Below are 14,074 nucleotides of genomic sequence, written 5' to 3' on the forward strand. Positions count from 1 at the left end.
CTTCCATTCGGTGCCCGAGCCGGGCTAGGGTCGCTCCTGACACCTGCCCGACGAAGCGCAACGGAGCCCTCGTGACCGTCATCGACACCGCCCCGACCACCCGGATCGAGTGGGAGGGCGGCGGCCTCGCCCTCGCCTTCGAGCACGATCCCGACGGGCCGGTGCGCCTCGTCGCGGTGTACGGACCCGACGGCGGCACCGGGGTCGGCACCGGCGCCGACGGCGAGCGCGCCGACCGGTCGACGCCCCGCCAGCCGCTCGTCGAGGTGCTCTCCCCCGCCTGGGGCCGGCTGAACAACAGCTACCGCTACGACGGCACCGCGCTCGGGGCGGGCCTCCGCCTCGTCGACTCCTCCGCCACGTCCCGCGACGGCGTCGACCGGCTCGAGATCGTGCAGCGCCACGCGGCGTCCGGCCTCGTCGCCACCACGGTGCTCGAGGCGCATGCGGGCGTGCCCGCCGTCCGCACCACCACCACGCTCGCGGTCGAGCCGGGCCACGCGCCGCTGCCCGTGTGGTCCGTCACCAGCCTCGCCACGGGCGCGGTCGTGTCCGACTCCCCGAACGACGTCGACCTGTGGTGGGCCGACAGCGGCTGGTGCTCCGAGAACCGGTGGACCTCCCGTCCGCTGCGCTCGCCCGGCCTCGTCGCGATCGACCGCACGGCGCGGGGCGAGACCAGCCGGAACCGGCTCGCCGTGTCGAGCCTCAGCACCTGGTCCTCCGGCGTCGCCAACCCCGCGGGAGCCGCGCAGGACCGCCGCACCGGCCGCACGCTCGCCTGGCAGGTCGAGCACAACGGCGCCTGGGCGTTCGAGCTCGGCGAGGACCCCGACTGGGGCCACGGCGGCGTGCCCCTCGAGGACCGCCTGTTCAGCGAGACGCCCTTCGGCCCGCCGCGCGCCGACCGCTCCCGCGACGGCGCGTACGTCGCCGTGCTCGGCCCGACGGACGCGCTGCACCAGTGGTCGGTCGTGCTCGACGGGTCGACCTCGTTCACCACGGTCCCGGTCTCCTTCACCGCGGCCGGATCCCTCGACGACGCGCTCGGCGCCCTCGCCGCGCACCGCCGGGCGATCCGCCGCCCCCACGCGGCGGGCGACGCGCTCCCCGTGGTCTTCAACGACTACATGAACACGCTCGAGGGCGACCCCACGGAGGGGAAGCTGCTGCCCCTGATCGACGCCGCCGCGCGCGTGGGCGCGGAGGTCTTCTGCATCGACGCGGGCTGGTACGACGACACCGCCGGATGGTGGGCGAGCGTCGGCGACTGGCAGCCCTCGACCGCCCGGTTCCCCTCCGGCCTGCCGTCGGTGCTCGACCGGATCCGCGCGCACGGCATGGTCGCCGGGCTCTGGCTCGAGCCCGAGGTGGTCGGGCTCGAGAGCCGGGCCGCCCGCACGCTCCCCGACTCCGCGTTCCTGCAGCGCGGCGGCGTCCGCGTCGTCGAGAACGCCCGGTACCTGCTCGACCTCCGCTCGCCGGAGGCCCGCGCGCACCTCGACGAGGCCGTCGACCGGCTGGTGGGCGAGCTCGGCGTCGGGTTCTTCAAGCTGGACTACAACGTCACGCCCGGCGCCGGGACCGACCTCGACGCGCCCTCCGTGGGCGCCGGGCTCCTCGAGCACAACCGCGCCCTGCTGACCTGGCTCTCCGACGTGCTCGACCGGCACCCCGACCTCATCCTCGAGAACTGCGGATCGGGCGCCATGCGGTCGGACGCCGCCATGCTGCGGGTGCTCCAGATGCAGTCCACCTCGGACCAGCAGGACCCGCTGCTCTACCCGATGATCGCGGTGGGCGCGCTCGCGCACATCCTCCCCGAGCAGGCCGGCAACTGGGCCTACCCGCAGCCCGACATGGACGACGAGATGGTCGTCTTCACGGAGTGCACCGGGCTCGCCGGGCGCCTCTACCAGGCGGGCGTGCTGAGCGGGATGGACGACCACGGGCTCGACCTCGTCGCCGACGCCGTGCGGGTGCACAAGGAGACGCGGCACGACCTCGCGGCGTCCACGCCGCGCTTCCCCACCGGCCTCCCGTCCTGGGACGACGCGTGGACGACGGTGGCGTTCGACGTCGCCGACTCTCCCGACACCTACGTGATCGCCTGGCGCCAGGCGCACGCCGACCGCGCCGTGGACCTCGCCCTGCCGCACCTGGGCGATGCGCCCGTGGACGTCGTCCAGGTCTACCCGCCGCAGGGGATCGGCGCCGAGTGGTCCGCGCGCCGCACCGCGGAGGGCCTCCGACTGGACTCGGGCGACGCCGCCCCGGGCGTCGCCTCCGCGCGCATGTACCGCGTGCGGCGCGCATGAGGCGGCGCCGCCCCCGACGGGCTCCGTCAGCGGGGCGGCGCGGTGCTCTCGCGCACGATGAGCCGCGCGGGCAGGTCCACCTCGGGCGGGGCGGGCGTCCCCTCGATCCGCGCCACGAGCTGCTCGAGCACCGCGCGGCCGAGGCCGCGGAAGTCCATCCGCACGCTCGTGAGGGCGGGCGACAGGACCTGCGCGTAGGTCGCGTCGTCGAAGCCGACGACGCTCACGTCCTCCGGGACGCGGACCCCGCGCTCGGCGAGGGCCCGCAGGGACCCCAGCGCGATGTCGTCGTTGAAGCAGAACAGCGCCGTCACCCCGTCGTCGAGCGCCCGCTGGGTCGCGTCGTGCGCCTGCAGCGGGTGCCACCCCGTCATGGCCACCTCGGGGGCGCAGGCGCCCGCCCGGGCGAGCGTCTCGAGGTACGCGCGGGTGCGCCCGCGCCCAGAACCCGAGGGGTGGTCGACGCTGAGGTGGTGCACGGTCGCATGGCCGAGGTCGAGCAGGTGCTGGGTGGCGAGCCGCGCCCCGACCTCGTCGTCGATGTGCGCGTGCGGCACGCCCGACAGGTGCGTGCCCATGAGCGTGGCCGAGGCCACGGGCAGGTCGGCGGGCAGGAGCTCGAGCGCGCGGCTGACCGGGCTGTCGAACTCGATCCCGACCACCCCGGCGAGCGGCAGCCGCAGCAGCAGGTCGACGGCCTCGCGCGCGTCGTCCGCGTGCCCGGTGCGCACGACGGCGACGGTCACGAGGAGGCCGTGCGCGATGGCGGCCTCCTGGATGCCCTGGATGGTGGAGGCGAAGCCGTACCGCGTCGTGTCCTCCGCGAGCACGCCGACGAGCCGGTTCCGGCCGCTGACCAGCGCCCGCGCGGCCTCGTTCGGCCGGTAGCCCAGCTCGTCGACCGCGCGCATGACCGCGGCGCGCCGCCGCGCGCTCACCTGCGGGCTGCCGTTGAGCGCCCGCGACGCGGTGGCGTTCGAGACCCCCGCGAGCCGCGCGACGTCGGCGAGGCCGGGCTGCTTTGCGCGTCGCGGCTCGCTCATGCTCCGACAGTAGCGGGAGCGCTCTCCCGCCGACCGGCCCGCGGGGGCTCCCCGCGTCCCGCGGCCTCCCGCATCCCCCGCATTCCCCGCATCCCGACCACCTGCACGACGGAAGGACACCGATGACCGCCCTCACTCCCCCCATGGGATGGAACAGCTGGGACAGCTACGGCACGACCGTGACGGAGCAGGAGGTCCTGGCCAACGCGCGCTTCATGGCCGAGCACCTCCTCCCCTTCGGCTGGGACACCGTGGTCGTCGACATCCAGTGGTACGAGCCGACGGCGCGCGCGGGCGGCTACAACGAGGACCCGCCCGTCGAGCTGGACGGCTTCGGCCGGCAGATGCCAGCCGTCAACCGCTTCCCGTCCGCAGCCGGCGGGGCGGGCTTCGGGCCGCTGGCCCGGGCCGTCCACGACCTGGGGCTGCGGTTCGGCATCCACATCATGCGGGGGATCCCGCGGTTGGCCGTGCAGCGCGACCTCCCCGTGGAGGGGACCGGCAGCACGGCGTCCGTCATCGCGGACACCTCCTCCGTCTGCGCCTGGAACCCCGACAACTACGGCCTCGACCACGACCACCCCGACGCGCAGGCCTACTACGACGGGCAGCTGGCCCAGTTCGCCGCGTGGGGCGTCGACCTGGTGAAGGCCGACGACATGCTCAGCCCGTACCACCACCGCGAGATCGGCGCGTACCACCGGGCCATCGAGCGGAGCGGGCGCGACATCGCGCTGAGCCTCTCCCCCGGCACGCACCTGTCCACGGCGCACCTCGACCACCTGCGCGCCTCGGCCGCGATGTGGCGCGTGTCCGACGACCTGTGGGACCGGTGGAGCGACGTGCACGACCAGTTCGCGCGCATGGCCCGCTGGGCCCCGTTCCAGCGCGCCGGCGGGTGGGCGGACGCCGACATGCTGCCGCTCGGGCGCATCGGGATCCGGGCGGAGCGCGGCGAGGACCGCGACAGCCAGCTGACGCTCGAGGAGCAGCGCACCCTCATGAGCCTGTGGATCATGTCGAGGTCGCCCCTCATGTACGGCGGCGACCTCCCGCGGAGCCGCCCGGAGACGATCGCGCTGCTGACCGTGCCGGACGTGATCCGGATCCTGCAGCGCTCCGAGGACAACCGCGAGGTCGTCCGCGAGGGCGACCTGGTCGTCTGGACGGCCGTGGCGACGGACGCGGACGCGCGGTACGCGGCCGTGTTCCACCTGGGCGACGCGGGCGCGGAGCACCGCGTGCCCGTGTCCTCGGTCGGCGTGCGGCCCGGGGAGGCCGGCACCTGGACCGACGTGTGGACGGGATCGCCCGTCGCGGCGGACGGCGACGCGCTCGTGCTCGACGTGCCGGGCCACGGATCCCGCGTCCTCCGCTTCGACGCCGCTTGAGCCCGGTCTACTCGAATAGCGCCGCGCAAGGGTCGGGTCGCTGCCTATTGATCGCTACGGCGCACATCAGGGGTTTACACGAGTAGACCGCGCCCGTCACACTGGGGAGGCGCCGCAGCCGGGATCCATTCGGCCGGCGCCTCCCGCACCCACCGAGCGATGACGCTCATCACCGAAAGGCCGTCCATGCTCTCCCTCGGGATCGTCGGCGCCGGGCAGTTCGCCGGGCAGTTCGCCAAGCTCTTCAGGATCCACCCCGACGTCGACCGGGTCCTCATCACGGACCTGCTCCCCGAGCGCGCGGAGGAGCTCGTCGCCCGCGAGGGGCTCGACGGCGCCGTCGCGTCGTTCGACGCGCTCCTCGAGTCCGACGTCGACGCGGTCGCCCTGTTCACGCAGCGCTGGACGCACGGTCCGCTCGTCGTGCGCGCCCTCCGCGCCGGCAAGCACGTGTACTCCGCGGTGCCCATGGCCGTCTCCGAGGAGGAGATCGCCGAGATCATCGACGCGGTGCGCGAGACCGGGCTCACCTACATGATGGGCGAGACGAGCTACTACAACCCCGCCACCGTCTTCGCCCGCAAGAAGGTCGCCGAGGGCGCGTTCGGCCGGATCTTCTACGCCGAGGGCGACTACGTCCACGACATGGACCTCGGCTTCTACGCGGCGTACCAGTACAGCGGCGGCGCCGACTGGAAGCGCACCGCCAGCTACCCGCCCATGCACTACCCCACGCACTCCATCGGCGGCGTCCTCGGCGCCATCCCCGGCCACGCGGTCAGCGTCAGCTGCATCGGCGTGCGCGACGACCGCGGCGACGGGGTCTTCGACCGCGAGGTGAGCCAGTTCGGCAACGACTTCTCCAACGCCACCGCGCTGTTCGAGCTCGACGACGGCGGCATCATGCGGATCAACGAGATGCGCCGCGTGGGCTACCCGTCGCAGATCCGGGAGTCGCGCTTCCGCTACTTCGGCACCGAGGCGAGCCTCGAGCAGATCGCGACCGTGAGCGTCTGGCAGGACAAGCAGGAGGTGACCGACATCTCGGAGGAGCTCACCACCCGGCCGAGCATGCCGCTCGACGACCCCTCGCTCGCGCACATCGCGCCCGAGCTGCGGGAGGCCTTCGTCTCCGGCTATGCGCCCGTGCACGACGAGGACCGCCTGCCGGCGGTCTACCACGGCGTCCCGAGCGGGCACGAGGGCAGCCACCACTTCCTGGTGGACGACTTCGTGCGCGCGGTCGTGGACGGCACGCTGCCTCCGGTGAACGCGTGGGTCGCGGCGCGCTACACGATGCCGGGCATCGTCGCGCACCGCTCCGCCCTCCAGGGCGGCGAGCGCCTCGACGTGCGGGACTTCGGCGACGCACCGGCGGACGCCGCGCCGGCGGCCGCGGCGGGCACCGCGGAATAGGATCCCCTGAGGATCCCGCCGACCGGCCGGGCGGGAGGAGCGAGGCGCATGCCGTCCCCCTCCCCCCGCCCCCGCGGCCAGGTCACCCGGGCCGACGTCGCCCGGTACGCGGGCGTCTCCACGGCGGTGGTCAGCTACGTCGTCAACGGCGGTCCCCGGCCGGTCGCGGTCGCGACCGCGGCCCGGGTCAGCGAGGCGATCCGCGTCCTCGGCTACCGGCCGAACGCGAGCGCCCGGGCCCTCCGCACCGGCAGCACGCAGATGCTCGGCCTCGTCGTGCCGGAGATCGGCAACCCCCTCTTCGCGGAGCTGGCGGTCGCCGTCGAGCGCGCCGCGGCCCGGCGCGGCCACGCGGTGCTGCTCGTGGACAGCGGCAGCGACCCGCGACGGGAGCGGACCCTGATGCGCTCGCTCACCGCACGGCAGGTGGACGGCATCATCGTCAGCACGGCCCAGCGCAGCAGCCTCGCCGACGACCTCGCCGCCCTCGGCGCCCCGGTCGTCCTCCTCAACTCCTTCGACGCGTTCGAGGGGATCGAGACCGTGGGCGTCGACGCCCGCGAGGGCGCCCGGGTCGGCGTCGCGCACCTCGTGGAGCACGGCCACGCGCGGATCGCGCTGATCGTCGGCGGACCCGAGGGCGAGGTCCGCGAGCACGGCTGGCTGGACGCGACGCGCGCCGCGGGCCTGCCGGACGGGCCCCTCGCCCGCGAGCCCTTCACGCGCGCCGGCGGATACCGCGGCGCGATGCGCCTCTTCGGCGGCGCCGACCGGCCGACCGCCCTGTTCGCGAGCTCCGACATGCAGGCCGTCGGCGCCCTCCGCGCGCTCGGCGAGCTGGGCCTCCGCGTGCCCGAGGACGTCGCCGTCGTGTCCTTCGACGGCACCGACGAGGCCGAGTACGCGACGCCGCGGCTGACGGTCGTGCGCCAGCCGGTCGACGAGATGGCGGAGGAGGCCGTGGCGCGGATCGTCGCGCCGGACCCCGAGCGCGCCCCGCACCACGCGTCGTTCACCCCGACGCTGGTCGTCGGCCGGTCGTGCGGATGCGCGGCGCCGGTCGAGGCCGGTACCGGGACCGCACCGGGCGCACCGGCGCCCGCCGCCCGCTAGCGCGCGCCGCGCGCCACGGTCGACCCGCGGACGATCAGCTCGAAGCCCATCGTCTCGCTGCGGAACGGGCCCGCGTCGGCGCCGTGCTCGATGCGCTCGGCGAGCATCGCGACCGCGCGGCGGGCGATGGCGCGGCGTCCGGGCGACACCGTGGTGAGCGGCGGCTGGGCGAAGCGGGAGTCCTCCGTGTCGTCGAGGCCCGCGACCGCCACGTCCTCGGGAACGCGGACTCCGCGCTCCTGCAGCATCCACTGGGCGCCGAGCGCGATCGAGTCGTTGAAGCCGAACACGGCGTCGAACGGGACCCCCGCGTCGAGGAGCCGCGCCGTCGCGGCGGCACCGCTCTCGCGGTGCCAGGGGCCCGGATCCACCCGGAGGCGCGGGTCGGGGGCGATGCCGGCGGCGGCGAGGGCCTCCTCCGCGCCGCGCAGCCGCAGCGCGGAGCCGGCGGGCTCCCCCGCGTCGCGGGCGCCGATGAGGGCGACACGGCGCCGCCCGGTCGCGACGAGGTGCGCGACGGCGGCGTGCGCGGCGTCCCGGTCGGCGATGAGCACCTGGTCCGCGAGCCCCTCGAGGAAGCGCTGGCCGATCATCACGAGCGGCATGCCCGGGTCGATGGAGCCGACGTCCTCCTGGTGCAGGGCCAGCGGCTCGTAGATCACGCCGTCGAGCACCTGGCGGTGCAGGCCCGAGAGCGCGCCGATCTCGCGGTCGCGGCGGCCGGCGGTGGTCTCCACGAGCACCGACAGGCCGAGCTCGTCGGCGGCGTCGATCACGTCCTGCGCGAGGGGCGCGAGGTAGGCGCTGGCGAGCTCGGGGATCACGAGCGCGATCATGCGCGAGCGGCCCGAGCGCAGGTTCCGGGCCGACGCGTTCATGCGGTAGCCGAGCTCGGCGACCGCCGCCTCGATGCGCGCGCGGGTCCCGTCGCGCATGTACGGGTAGCCGTTGAAGAAGTTGCTGACGGTCTTGACGGAGACGCCCGCGGCCCGCGCGACGTCGCTCATCGTGGCCGCCATCCGCTCCCCCTCGCATCCCGGCGCCGCCCGTCCGACCGTGCGGGCGTCGGGTGCGCCGCCCCAGCCTCGCACGCGGGGGCGGCGCGGTCCGCCTACTTGACCGCGCCGCTGATGAGGCCGGCCACGTAGTAGCGCTGGAGCAGCAGGTACAGCACGACGCACGGGATCACCGTGACCGCGACGCCCGTCTGCATCAGGCCCCAGTCGACCGTGTTGTTCTGCCCGGCGGAGAGGATGTTGAGGCTCACCGGCAGCGTGTAGAGGCTCTGGTCGGTGATGAGGATGAGGGTCGCGAAGAAGTCGTTCCACGCCGAGAAGAAGGTGAGGAGCGCGGTGGACACGACCCCCGGGATCGCGATGGGCAGCATCACCCGGCGCATCGCCTGCAGCGGCGTGTTGCCGTCGATGAGCGCCGCCTCCTCGAGGCTCGCGGGCACCGCCTGGAAGGAGTTCCGCATGAGGAAGATCCCGAACGGAAGGTTGAAGGTGGCGAGCACCAGCGAGAGGCCGACGAGGCTGTTGTCGAGCTCCAGCTCGATGAGCGTCAGGAACAGCGGCGTGATGATCGCCTGGAACGGGATCATGAACGTGATCAGCACCAGGAAGAACACCACGTCGCTCCCGCGGAACGGCAGCCGCGCGAACGCGTATCCGGCGAGCGTCGACACCACGACCGTGAGCGCGGTGACCAGCAGCGACACGAAGACGCTGTTGCGGAGGCTCGTCACGAGGTCGAGCCCGCCGGTGGGCGTGAGCAGCCGCTGCAGGTTGCCGAGGCCGACCGTGCCGTCCGGCGCCGTGAGCGCGGTGCCGAGCATGATCCCGAGCGGGTAGAGGAACAGCAGCGCCGCGCAGCCGCACGCGACGTACCAGGCGACGCGCGGCATGGACGCGCGGACGGCGCCGAGGCCGCGGGCGTCCCGGCCGCGGACGGCGGGCGCCGGACCGCGCGGGGCGTCGGCGGGCGAGGCGGGACGGGCGGGGGCCTGGGTGCTCATGCGTGGTCCGAGTTCCTGAGGAGCAGCATCTGCGCTGCGCTGACGAGGCCGAGGACGACCATGAGGATGATGGAGAGCGCGGCCCCGTAGCCGAGGTCGAGCCGGATGAAGGACGAGCGGTAGATCTCGTACACGGCCGTGATCGTGCCGTTGTCGGGCCCGCCCGCGGTCATGATGTAGAACTGGTCGAACGCCAGCAGCGACCCGGCGACGCTGAACACCAGCACGAGCGCCAGGGTCGGCCGCAGCAGCGGCAGCGTGATGTAGACGAAGCGCTGCCAGCGAGTGGAGCCGTCCACCTCGGCGGCCTCGTTCACCTCCTGCGGGATCGACTGGAAGCCCGAGAGCAGGAGCAGCATCTGCAGCCCCGCCGACTTCCACGCGACCATGCTCACGACCACGAGGAACGCGGTCACGGGACCGCCGAACATGTTGGTCGAGACGTCGACGATCCCGAGGCCCGCGAGCGCCGTCATGGTCGGCCCGATCACCGGCTGCCACATGAAGAGGAAGAGGTAGCTCGCGGAGGCGAGGCCGACCACGACCGGCAGGAAGAACACCGACTGGAACACGCGGGCCGCGCGCGTGCGGCGCTGGATGAGGAGCACCAGCGCGAAGCCGATGACGAGCAGCACCGGGGTCACGACCGCCGTGTAGACGAGCGTGAAGCCGACCGCCCGGAGGAACGCCTGGTCCTGGAACGCCTCGACGTAGTTGGCGAGGCCGGTGAAGGCGCGGTTGCCGAGGAGCGGCCACGTGTACGTCGACATGGCGACCGTCCGCATGAGCGGCCAGATGAAGAACGTGACGAGCATCGCGACGGCGGGCAGCACCAGGAGCATGCCGATGCGCCGCCGCCGCCGGGCCATGCCGCCGCGGTCGCGCACGGCGGTGCGGGCGGGGGACGCGACGGCGCCCTCCAGCCGGGTGATCACGGGTGCGGTCACTTCTCGTCCTCCTCGACGTAGACGACGGAGTCGAGGATGCGCTGCGCGTCGGCCTGGGCCTCGCGCTGCGCCTCCGGGATGTCCCCGCCGAACACGGACTGCGAGATCAGGTTGACCCAGACCCCGTTGTTGTCGTTGAACAGCTCGTTCTCGACCGGGCTGAAGGGCACGTGGCCCACGCGGAGCGCGTCGGCGAAGACCTGGTAGCGCGGGTCCTGGGGCACGTACACGTCGTCGAGGAGGTCGGTGCGGATCGGCACGACGGACTGCTCGGCGAGGATCGTCTGCGCCTCGTCGCCCGTGGCCCACTCCACGAACTCCCACGCGGCGTCGACGTTCCGCGAGCCCTCGAGGATGGCGAGGGTGTCGCCGCCGCCGAAGGACGCGGATCCGCCGTCCTTCCCGGGCAGCGGCGTGACGCCGAAGTCGACCTTCCCGCCGGCGACGAGCGCGCCCATGGTGGCGGTGCCGTCGGCGATCATGCCGACCGTTCCCTGCTGGAAGGCGGTCGCGGTGTTCGGGCCGGCGTCGGTGCGGGCGAGCGACGGCATGCTGCCGTCGGTCCACATGCCGCGCATGAGCTCGAGCGCGTCGGCCACCTCGGGGCTGTCGAGGGTGGCGGTGCGGCCGTCCTCGGAGAGCACGTCGCCGCCGCTGCCCCAGATGAGCGGGGTGAAGCCGAAGATGAGGCAGCCGCCGCAGGCGCCGGGGATGGAGTAGCCGTACGTGCTGCCGCCGAGCTCCGTGATGGCCTTCGCGGCGGCGCGGATCTCCTCGTGCGTGGTGGGCGGGTCCTCCGGGTCGAGCCCGGCCTCGGCGAACAGGCCCTTGTTGTAGAAGAGCACGGAGACGTCGCCGGTGAACGGGACGGCGTAGGTGCGGTCCTCGAAGGAGGAGACCGACGCGTGCGCGGGGCTGAAGTCGTCGGCGTAGCCGAGGGCGTCGACCCGGTCGGTGATGTCGACGAGGGCGCCGGCCTGCGCGAAGTAGGGCGTGAAGACCAGGTCGAGCGCGGCGACGTCCGGCGGGTCGCCGCCCGCGATGGAGGTCGCGAGCTTCTGCACGTAGCTCGGCGACGGTACGAGGGTGATCTCCACCTGCGTCTCGTGGGTGGCGTTGTAGGCCTCGGCGAGCGGCTCGACGAGCGCCTTCTCGTAGTCGCGGATCCAGAGCGTGACGGTGCCGTCGTCCGCGGATCCCGATCCGGACGAGCACCCGGTGAGCGCGAGGCCCGTGATCGCCAGGGTCGCCGCGGCGACCAGCCTCCTCGTGGTCCGCTTCATCGCGCTCCTCGTGTCCGTGACGTGTCGGCCCCGCGGGGCTCGGCCGGGCGGCCGCACGCGCCACCATGGCGCCTTCTACATCGTTGTACTAGATTATGTGCATCGATGTACTACCCGTCAAGGCCGCGACCCGGCCGCGGCGGGACCGCCCGGACCGCGTCCGGCATCGCGTCCCCGGCACCGCCGCCCGGGACCCGCCCCGTGGACCGACGGCCCGCGGCAGACCCACCCGAGGATCCCGATGACCGTCGCCCCCTCCGCCCCGCACCCCGACCCCGCCGCCGTCCGCGGCTTCCCCCTCTCCGCCGTGCGGCTCGGCGACGGCCCGCTGCGCCACGCCCAGCTGACCGACGTCGAGTACGTGCTGCGCCTCGACCCCGACCGGCTGCTCGCGCCCTACCTGCGGGAGGCGGGCCTCGACTCCCCCGTCCCCTCCTACGGCAGCTGGGAGGCGATCGGCCTCGACGGGCACATCGGCGGGCACGTGCTCTCCGCGCTCGCGCAGCTGCACGCGGCGACGGGCGACCCGCGCCTCCTCCCCCGGCTCGAGCACATGCTCGACGTGCTCGAGCGGTGCCAGGAGGCGGCGGGCGACGGCTTCCTCGGCGGCGTCCCCGACGGGCGGGAGTTCGGCCGCGCCATCGCCGCGGGACGGATCGACGCGGACACCTTCGACCTCGAGGGCCGGTGGGTGCCGCTCTACAACCTGCACAAGACGCTCGCCGGGCTGCTCGAGGCGCACGCGCACACCGGATCCGCGCGGGCGCTCCGCCTCGCCGAGGGCATGGCCGACTGGTGGCTCGGGGTGTCCGCGCACCTCTCCGACGAGGCGTTCGAGGGGATGCTCGCGACCGAGCACGGCGGCATGTGCGACGCCTTCGCGACGCTCGCGGACGTCACCGGCCGCGACGACCTGCTGCGGGAGGCGGGGCGGTTCGTGCACCGGGCCCTCGTGGATCCGCTCGCCGCCGGCCGCGACCCGCTCGACGGCCTGCACGCCAACACCCAGATCCCCAAGCTCGTCGGCGTCGAGCGCCTCGGCCGGATGACCGGCGACGCCCGGCTGCTCGCCGCCTCCGACGCCTTCTGGGACTCGGTGGTGCACCGGCGGAGCGTGGTGATCGGCGGGAACAGCGTGCGCGAGCACTTCCACCCGGCCCGCGACTTCGCGCCCATGGTGCTCGACGAGCAGGGGCCCGAGACCTGCAACAGCCGCAACATGCTCGAGCTCGCGCGGCTCCGGTACGCGCGCACCGGCGACGCGGCGATCCTCGACCAGGTGGAGCGCACGACCCTCGACCACGTGCTCTCCACCCAGCACCCCGAGCACGGCGGGCTCGTCTACTTCACGTCGCTCCGCCCGGCGCACCACCGCGTCTACTCGGTCGCGGAGGAGTCGATGTGGTGCTGCGCGGGCACCGGGATGGAGAACCACGCCCGCGCCGGCGAGCAGGTGTTCGCCCACGCCGACGACGCCCTGCTGGTGGGCCTGTACGTGCCGGCCGAGCTGGACTGGGCCGAGCGGGGGATCCGGGCCAGGATCGAGGGCGACGTCGCCCGCACCGGCGCGGTCACGGTCACGCTCACCGCCCAGGCGCCCGTCGACCTGGAGCTCCGGCTGCGCCGGCCGGGCTGGGCGACCTCCATGGAGGTCGAGGTGGCGGGGTCGGCCCCGGTCGTCGCCGCGGAGGCCGTGGTGCGCCGGACCTGGTCGGGCACCACGGTCGTGACCGTGCGGCTCGGCATGGAGGTGCGGGCGGAGCCGCTGCCCGATGGATCCGCGTGGACGTCGTTCCGCTACGGCCCGGTCGCGCTCGCCTCCCGCGACGGACGCGACGGCATCGCCACCTCCCTCGCCGCCGACACGCGCATGGGCCACGTGACCCCCGCGCCGAGGGTGCCGCTGGAGCGGACGCCCGTGGTGACCGCCGCCGATCCCGCGTCCGCCGTGGCCCTGGTGGACCACGACGCGCTCTCCTTCCGGCTCGACGCGTGGCGGGACGGCGCGCGGGTGGCGATCGCGCTCGAGCCGTTCGCGGGGATCCACGACGAGCGCACGACGCTCGTCTGGCCGACCGGCGCGGATCCCGCGGCGCGCGTCGCCGAGCTGCGGGCGATGGACGTCGCCGGGAGCGACGCGGACGTCCTCGACCGGGTCGCGGCGGGCGAGCAGCAGCCCGAGGTCGACCACGGGTTCCGCGGCGAGGGCACGCGGGCCGGCGGCGCGGACGGCGTGCACTGGCGGAGCGCGACGGGCTGGTTCTCGTACCGGCTGCGCGCGCCGGAGGGCGCCGCCGTCGTGCGCCTCCGCTTCCGGGCCGCCGACGGCGCGGCCGGCCCGACGGACCAGGTCGTCCGCGTGGGCGGCGTCGACGTGCCCGGCCCGGCGGCGGGCGACGAGGTCCTCGACGTCCCCCTCGCCGACGCGATGCGCGGGGACGCGGAGGGCGGCGTGGAGGTCGCCCTGCACGCGGCGGCGGGCGGCCGCACGCGCGACCTGGTCGAGGTGCAGGTGCGGCGCGCGCCCGGCGCCTGACCCGGGACGG

The 14,074-nt window shown here is 74.4% G+C and carries 10 protein-coding genes; 5 read left to right on the top strand and 5 right to left on the bottom strand.

The window, feature by feature from the left end; all coding sequences use genetic code 11:
* The first annotated feature begins 71 nt into the window (after positions 1-71).
* Entirely contained in the window at positions 72-2,318 is a 2,247-nt protein-coding gene (locus tag AC07VC_RS00075) for a glycoside hydrolase family 36 protein (RefSeq protein ID WP_494674901.1), read from the top strand.
* Positions 2,319-2,344: 26 nt separating this feature from the next.
* Here AC07VC_RS00075 and AC07VC_RS00080 read toward each other — a convergent pair whose 3' ends face one another.
* A complete protein-coding gene (locus AC07VC_RS00080; RefSeq protein WP_494674900.1) occupies positions 2,345-3,361 on the bottom strand; it encodes a LacI family DNA-binding transcriptional regulator in 1,017 nt (338 codons plus the stop codon).
* Between the two features lie 122 nt (positions 3,362-3,483).
* On the opposite strand from AC07VC_RS00080, the gene AC07VC_RS00085 reads away from it, so the two are divergent.
* From AC07VC_RS00085 to AC07VC_RS00095, 3 genes are all read left to right on the top strand, one after another.
* Positions 3,484-4,752 carry a glycoside hydrolase family 27 protein gene (locus AC07VC_RS00085; RefSeq protein WP_494674899.1) on the top strand — a complete coding sequence of 423 codons (1,269 nt, stop codon included), beginning with the start codon at positions 3,484-3,486 and terminating at the stop codon, positions 4,750-4,752.
* A gap of 159 nt (positions 4,753-4,911) precedes the next feature.
* The gene (locus AC07VC_RS00090) at positions 4,912-6,168 is read left to right on the top strand and encodes a Gfo/Idh/MocA family protein (protein WP_494674898.1); all 1,257 of its coding nucleotides are present in this window, start codon (positions 4,912-4,914) and stop codon (positions 6,166-6,168) included.
* Positions 6,169-6,216: 48 nt separating this feature from the next.
* Complete coding sequence (locus AC07VC_RS00095) at positions 6,217-7,281, top strand: LacI family DNA-binding transcriptional regulator (protein ID WP_494674897.1); 1,065 nt, start codon at positions 6,217-6,219, stop codon at positions 7,279-7,281.
* On the opposite strand, the gene AC07VC_RS00100 is transcribed toward AC07VC_RS00095, so the two are convergent.
* The 4 genes from AC07VC_RS00100 to AC07VC_RS00115 all read right to left on the bottom strand — a co-directional run bounded on the left by AC07VC_RS00100 (position 7,278) and on the right by AC07VC_RS00115 (position 11,528).
* Entirely contained in the window at positions 7,278-8,300 is a 1,023-nt protein-coding gene (locus tag AC07VC_RS00100) for a LacI family DNA-binding transcriptional regulator (protein WP_494674896.1), read from the bottom strand. The genes AC07VC_RS00095 and AC07VC_RS00100 overlap by 4 nt on opposite strands.
* A 92-nt stretch (positions 8,301-8,392) precedes the next feature.
* Positions 8,393-9,298 carry a carbohydrate ABC transporter permease gene (locus tag AC07VC_RS00105; protein ID WP_494674895.1) on the bottom strand — a complete coding sequence of 302 codons (906 nt, stop codon included), beginning with the start codon at positions 9,296-9,298 and terminating at the stop codon, positions 8,393-8,395.
* Positions 9,295-10,245 carry a carbohydrate ABC transporter permease gene (locus AC07VC_RS00110; RefSeq protein ID WP_494674894.1) on the bottom strand — a complete coding sequence of 317 codons (951 nt, stop codon included), beginning with the start codon at positions 10,243-10,245 and terminating at the stop codon, positions 9,295-9,297. Before AC07VC_RS00110 ends, AC07VC_RS00105 begins: the two co-directional genes overlap by 4 nt.
* Positions 10,242-11,528, bottom strand: a complete 1,287-nt coding sequence (locus tag AC07VC_RS00115) for an ABC transporter substrate-binding protein (protein WP_494674893.1) — start codon at positions 11,526-11,528, stop codon at positions 10,242-10,244. Before AC07VC_RS00115 ends, AC07VC_RS00110 begins: the two co-directional genes overlap by 4 nt.
* Positions 11,529-11,769: 241 nt before the next feature.
* Here AC07VC_RS00115 and AC07VC_RS00120 point away from each other — a divergent pair, with 241 nt between their 5' ends.
* Positions 11,770-14,064, top strand: a complete 2,295-nt coding sequence (locus AC07VC_RS00120) for a beta-L-arabinofuranosidase domain-containing protein (protein ID WP_494674892.1) — start codon at positions 11,770-11,772, stop codon at positions 14,062-14,064.
* Positions 14,065-14,074 lie beyond the last annotated feature (10 nt).

This window comes from Clavibacter sp. GW821-FHT01D01 (assembly GCF_059422605.1).

Excerpts from the sequence above, each read along its gene's own strand:
- AC07VC_RS00080 (WP_494674900.1), bottom strand. The coding sequence starts at position 3,361 with ATGAGCGAGCCGCGACGCGCAAAGCAGCCCGGCCTCGCCGACGTCGCG.
- AC07VC_RS00085 (WP_494674899.1), top strand. The coding sequence starts at position 3,484 with ATGACCGCCCTCACTCCCCCCATGGGATGGAACAGCTGGGACAGCTAC.
- AC07VC_RS00090 (WP_494674898.1), top strand. The coding sequence starts at position 4,912 with ATGACGCTCATCACCGAAAGGCCGTCCATGCTCTCCCTCGGGATCGTC.
- AC07VC_RS00095 (WP_494674897.1), top strand. The coding sequence starts at position 6,217 with ATGCCGTCCCCCTCCCCCCGCCCCCGCGGCCAGGTCACCCGGGCCGAC.
- AC07VC_RS00100 (WP_494674896.1), bottom strand. The coding sequence starts at position 8,300 with ATGGCGGCCACGATGAGCGACGTCGCGCGGGCCGCGGGCGTCTCCGTC.
- AC07VC_RS00105 (WP_494674895.1), bottom strand. The coding sequence starts at position 9,298 with ATGAGCACCCAGGCCCCCGCCCGTCCCGCCTCGCCCGCCGACGCCCCG.
- AC07VC_RS00115 (WP_494674893.1), bottom strand. The coding sequence starts at position 11,528 with ATGAAGCGGACCACGAGGAGGCTGGTCGCCGCGGCGACCCTGGCGATC.
- AC07VC_RS00120 (WP_494674892.1), top strand. The coding sequence starts at position 11,770 with ATGACCGTCGCCCCCTCCGCCCCGCACCCCGACCCCGCCGCCGTCCGC.